This is a genomic window from Guyparkeria sp. (assembly GCF_041687595.1).
Lineage (GTDB): Bacteria > Pseudomonadota > Gammaproteobacteria > Halothiobacillales > Halothiobacillaceae > Guyparkeria.
The window spans coordinates 33,784-38,659 of sequence record NZ_JAWLBP010000008.1; the positions used below are offsets into that span (position 1 = coordinate 33,784).

3 protein-coding genes are annotated in these 4,876 nt (G+C 65.8%); 1 reads left to right on the forward strand and 2 read right to left on the reverse strand.

The features are described from left to right. A partial coding sequence (locus ACESL5_RS02650) for a Na/Pi cotransporter family protein (protein WP_372591234.1) occupies window positions 1-1,502 on the reverse strand: 1,502 nt, incomplete at its 3' end. 140 nt (window positions 1,503-1,642) lie between these two features. Between ACESL5_RS02650 and ACESL5_RS02655 the strand changes: the two genes are divergently transcribed. Next, the gene (locus tag ACESL5_RS02655) at window positions 1,643-2,326 is read left to right on the forward strand and encodes a hypothetical protein (RefSeq protein ID WP_372591235.1); all 684 of its coding nucleotides are present in this window, start codon (window positions 1,643-1,645) and stop codon (window positions 2,324-2,326) included. Between the two features lie 233 nt (window positions 2,327-2,559). On the opposite strand, the gene ACESL5_RS02660 is transcribed toward ACESL5_RS02655, so the two are convergent. Next, window positions 2,560-4,839 (reverse strand): choice-of-anchor F family protein, encoded by a 2,280-nt coding sequence (locus ACESL5_RS02660; RefSeq protein WP_372591236.1) that lies wholly within the window; start codon window positions 4,837-4,839, stop codon window positions 2,560-2,562. Window positions 4,840-4,876: the final 37 nt, after the last annotated feature.

Sequence of the window (4,876 nt, forward strand, 5' to 3'; positions counted from 1 at the left end):
CGGTCGTCGGCTCCGGCACGTAGCAGCAGGGCCTTGAGCGACTGGTAGTCGTCGGCGAAATCCTTGATCGCGCGCTTGAGGCGCTTCATCGAGAATTCCTCGTCGTCGGGATCGGCGAGTGAGAGAACGTTGGAGGTCTCCCGGCGGAATTCCGTGAAGGCCTCGCTGATGGAGGGGTCTGTCGGTGTTGTCAGGCTGGCCTCCAGTTTGGCGATTTCCTCGACGTGCTCGGCGATGTCGCCGTAGTAGCGACTGATCCGCATGGCCAGCGGAAAGCCCTCGGCGATCGAAGAAGGCATCTCGCCGTACTGGGCACGGTTGCTGAATTCCGCGGTGGCGAGGATCAGCCGCTCCACGATCAGGCGATCCCGGTGAAGGCGGTCGAGGGCGGCCGCCCCCTCGACGCTGACGACGTCGCGCGCCCCGCGCCGGGCGATATCCCCGATCCGCTGGAGTTCCATGTTCAGGGCGTCCAGGGCCAGGTCCGGAGTGGAGGCAATGTGTCGGTCGAGATGGCGTGGACGCCCCTCGTCCTCCTCGGCGGTGCGAAAGCGGGTCTCCAGGAACTTCACCAGGCGTGGCGTGGCGGGCCAGAAGATCGCCGTGCCCAGCAACTTGGTGAGGGTGTGGAATATCGCCAGCGAAGTGGCCGGCCCGGGTTCGAGGCGCAGCAAGGCCGCCGTATGGGCGACCAGCCACAACAGCACGGGCAGCATGATGAAGGCCACGACGCCGACCACCACGTTGAACAGCACGTGGGCCATGGCGGCGCGCCGGGCGGCCGAGGTGGCGCCGATGACGGCGAACAGGGCGGTGGAGGTGGTGCCGACGTTGGCGCCGATGACCATCGCCGCGGCCGAGGTGAGCGGAATCACCCCGGTGCCGGCGGCGGTCAGGGTGATGGCGAGCGAGGCGCTCGACGAGTTCATCACCACGGTCATCACCACGCCGATGGCGACGAACATCAGCAAGCTCAAGACGCCGCTTCCGGTGTATTCGGCGAGCTCGAACCCTTCGCCGAAGTCCCCGAAGCTACCCTTGAGCACGTCCAGGCCGAGGAAGAAGATGCCGAAGCCGGTCAGTGCGTCACCCAGGTAGGCTCGGCGCTTGCCCTGGCCCGTGATGCGCAACAGCATGCCGATGGCGACCGCGGGCAGGGCCAGCGCCTGCAGGTCGACCTTGAAGCCGACGATCGCCACCAGCCAGGAGGTGGCGGTGGTGCCGATGTTGCTGCCGATGATCACGCCGACGGCCTGGAACAGCGTCAACAGGCCGGCGTTGACGAAGCCCACCGTGGCGAAGATCACCGCCGAGGAGGACTGCACCACGGCGGTGATGCCGATGCCGGAGAGAATGCCGCGTGGGGTGGTCGCGGTCCCCCGGGCGAGGATCTCCCGCAGGGCGTCGCCGGCGGCCACCTTGAGTCCGTCTGTCATCAGGCGCATTCCCAGCAGGAACAGGCCGATGCCGCCGAGGAAGGTGAGGGTCAGGCTGATGTTCATTGCAGCAAGTCTAGGTCGGGCGGGCTGCGAGTGCGAGGGCCGGAGTCTGTTGCCGGCGCCGCTGGGCGGCGAGCGGAGGGCGTGGGCTGAGTCGACATCCTGCTAGAATCGCCGCTCGTTCCATTCGAGGTGGGAAGACCATGCGATCTCGTTTCACCCTGCCGGCGCTCCTTCTCGGCGTGACCGGACTGTCGGCGGGCCTGCTGGGCTGCAAGGCCTCGGTCGAGGCCGAGCTGAACGTCACGGATCTGCGGGAACAGGTAACGCGCCCCCTCATCGCCTCGGCGCATGTCCACGTCGACGGTTGCGAGCGCATCTCCGGGGGCTCCGAGGAGCCGGGTTCGCTGGACTGGACGCAGTGGGTACTCTCCGGCGTGTTCCCGGACACCCGCTACCGCTCCTGCGACTCAAAAGCCGAGGGCGGGGTGGCGTTCTTCCGCAACATGGTACTGATCGACGGCGCGCCTGACGAGGCGCTGACCGGCCTGTCACATGTCAACATCAAGGTCGGCGAGCAACACCTGGGAATCGGCATCCCGCCGCTGGTCCAGGAGCACATCGAACGGGTGCGGGGCCAGGTGGGCAACCGGTCTGAACCGGCTATCAGCACGGCGCTGGTGCTGATCAACGACAGCGATTCGGCGTTCGACTACCGGGTGGCCGAAGGTCTCGAGGGAGACGAGTTGCGTTTCGGCCCCTCCGTCCGTCTCGAAGCCGGGAAGCGGTCCCGCGTCGAGCTGCCGGAGGCGTTCGCTACCCGCGTACTGGAGCAGGGTCGGGCCACGGCGCTGCGCTTCGAGGATCCGGCGTCAGGGACGCACTGAGCGAAACCGCCTCCCGGCGAGGCCCGGTTCCTGTCGTAAACCGGGACCGACAACCGTAAGGGCCTGAAGGCGTACGGGATGCCGGTGGTGTGGTACAGGTGCGGCGCAGGCCCTGTCCGATGGCGTGGATGGGGCACAAGAAAAGGCCCTTGCCGTGGCGGCAAGGGCCTTTCGCGTTTCGAGCCTTCGGGCCCGGCCACGCGGATGACTAGGTCATCCGCGCCCGTACCGGGTCAGAAGTGCATGGTCAGGCTGACGCTGCCACGGTGCTCGTCGTAGTCGTCGTTGGCCAGCGTGCCGTCGTAGTTGACCGATACGGTCATCGGCTGGCCCCAGCCCGTGAAGCCGGCATCCAGGCCGACGCCGGCGCGGACGTAGTTGTCGTCGCGAGCGTCGATCGGCGTGGAGAACGGGATGGTGCCGCCGGTGAAGTTGGTCCCCACCATGGTGCCGTCATCCTCCATCTCCTTGACCCAGTGGACGCGGGCGTTCGGCTGGATGAAGCCACCGTTGTCGAGGGCGATCGGCAGGGCGACCTGGCCGCCGAGCCAGAGGGTGCGCGACTGGAAGTCCATGTCCTCGACCGACATCGAGAGCACGCCGGCGCCGGTTTCCTCGTAGCCGTCGACCTCCAGGTCGATGTACTGGAAGCGGGCGCTCGGACCGGCGATGAAGCGACCGATCTCGAAATTGTAGCCGCCGTCGATGGTGAAGCTGCCCTGCTTGCCATCGGTGCTGCTTTCGGCCAGTTCGTTGTAGGAGCCGAAGGCGATGCGGCGATCGTTGTCGTAGTCCAGCCAGGAGTAGCCGACCACGGCGTCGACGAACGGACCGGTCACGCCGCCGTAGGAGCCGTAGAGCATCGCGGTGTAGCCATCGACATCCAGGTCGCCGCGGTTGTCGTTGATGCTGCCTTCGTTGGCGCCGTAGCCGACCGCCGCGCCGACGCGTGCCTTGTCCGCGACGCGGTAGTCGCCACCACCGGTGAGGGCGTAGCCGTTGTAGTCCGCGCCGGCGCCGCTGGTGGTGTCGTCGATGTCACCGGTGGAGACCGAGCCGGAGAAGAACAGCGAGAAGCGCTCGGTAATCTCCATGCTGTTGGTCCCGCCGGTGCCTGCCATCAGCCCGGCCAGGCCCTGGGCGGACGAGTCGGAGGACGCCAGGCGGACGGCACTGATGTCCTCGACCGACGTGGCGCTGGCGTTCATGTTGCTGCCGGTGGTGCCCGCCGGCATGACCAGGCGACCGTTGTTGAGGTGCTTGAGCACCATCTCGACCTGGTCACGCCCCATCAGGAAGGCCTGGGTGCCGAAATTGCGCAGGTAGCTGGTACCGGCGCGTTCGAGTGCGGCCTGCTTCTCGGCGAGGGTGCCAAGGCCATTGATCTCGGCGATGACGTTCGCGAACTCCGGATCGGCGTTCATGAACACGATCTCGCTGCTGTCGAGCGACGAGGCCACCGCGAACTGGTAGTCCGAGCCGGCGGCTTCCACGATCGGCTTGAACAGCGGGATGAAGCGCATGGTGAACTGGCCATCGAGGATGCCGACGTCGATCGGGAAGTTCATGTTGACGTTCGACATGTCCTCGATCTCACCCTCATAGGTGCCGACGAACGAGTCGCCGAGTTCGGCCTTCGCATCGGCAATGCGCTGGTCCACCTCGGCCTGCGTAAGCGTGTCGCCGTTCTCGTCCAGCCAGGTGTCGCTGCCGGGGGCCTTCCAGACCAGCAGATCATCCTCGGAGGCGGTGTCGGTATCCTCGATGAACAGACCGGTCGGAACCTGGCTGCGATCGAGGATTGCGTCACCTACGATGCGGTAGTAGTCCGGGGCGAGCTCTTGAGTGATGTCCGCGAAGGTTACGCTATCGTCGTTGACGGTAACGGTGAGTTCGTCAGCGTGGGCCTCGTCCGTATTGAAATAGCCGACCTCGGTTTCATCTCGAGCACACCCGCTTCCGAACAGGCCGCAGGGGACGTTGGCGCGGGTTCGCAGGTCGCCTTCTTCCGTGATTCCCACAGGCAGGTCGGACTGGCTGGCCGGGGTGAAGTTTTCCCCCGTGCCCGTGCCCACTACGACCTTGAAACCCGTGATCCGCGCACCGGTCAGGTTGGTGACCTTGCCGATGTTGTTGTACACGGTGGGGTTCGGGTCGGTGGTGGCGGCAGTCGTGAAGACGGCGTCGAAGGCACCCGTTCCGGTGAAGTTCGTCTTGTAGCGCTTGCTGGAGCGTGGCGGGGCGGCACAATCGACGTCGCGGCTGGACATGAGGCAGTTGGGAGACGTGGCGCCGCCGCCGATGATCCCATCCGTCGGATCGTAGTTGCTCGGCTCGGGCGTGACGGCCTTGATCCCCGGTTCCATGAGGCCATCGTCTTCATCGACCAGGAAATAGCCATCACCAGTGGAGTAGTCGAGGTTGAGAATTTCGTCCGCTGAGACCTGTGCCCCCCATGCGGCGCAACTTATGGCCACGAACGTGGAAATGGTGGTGCGACGAAATCGATTCATTGTCTTCATAGTCCTTCCCCTTGGTCCGAATCGGAGG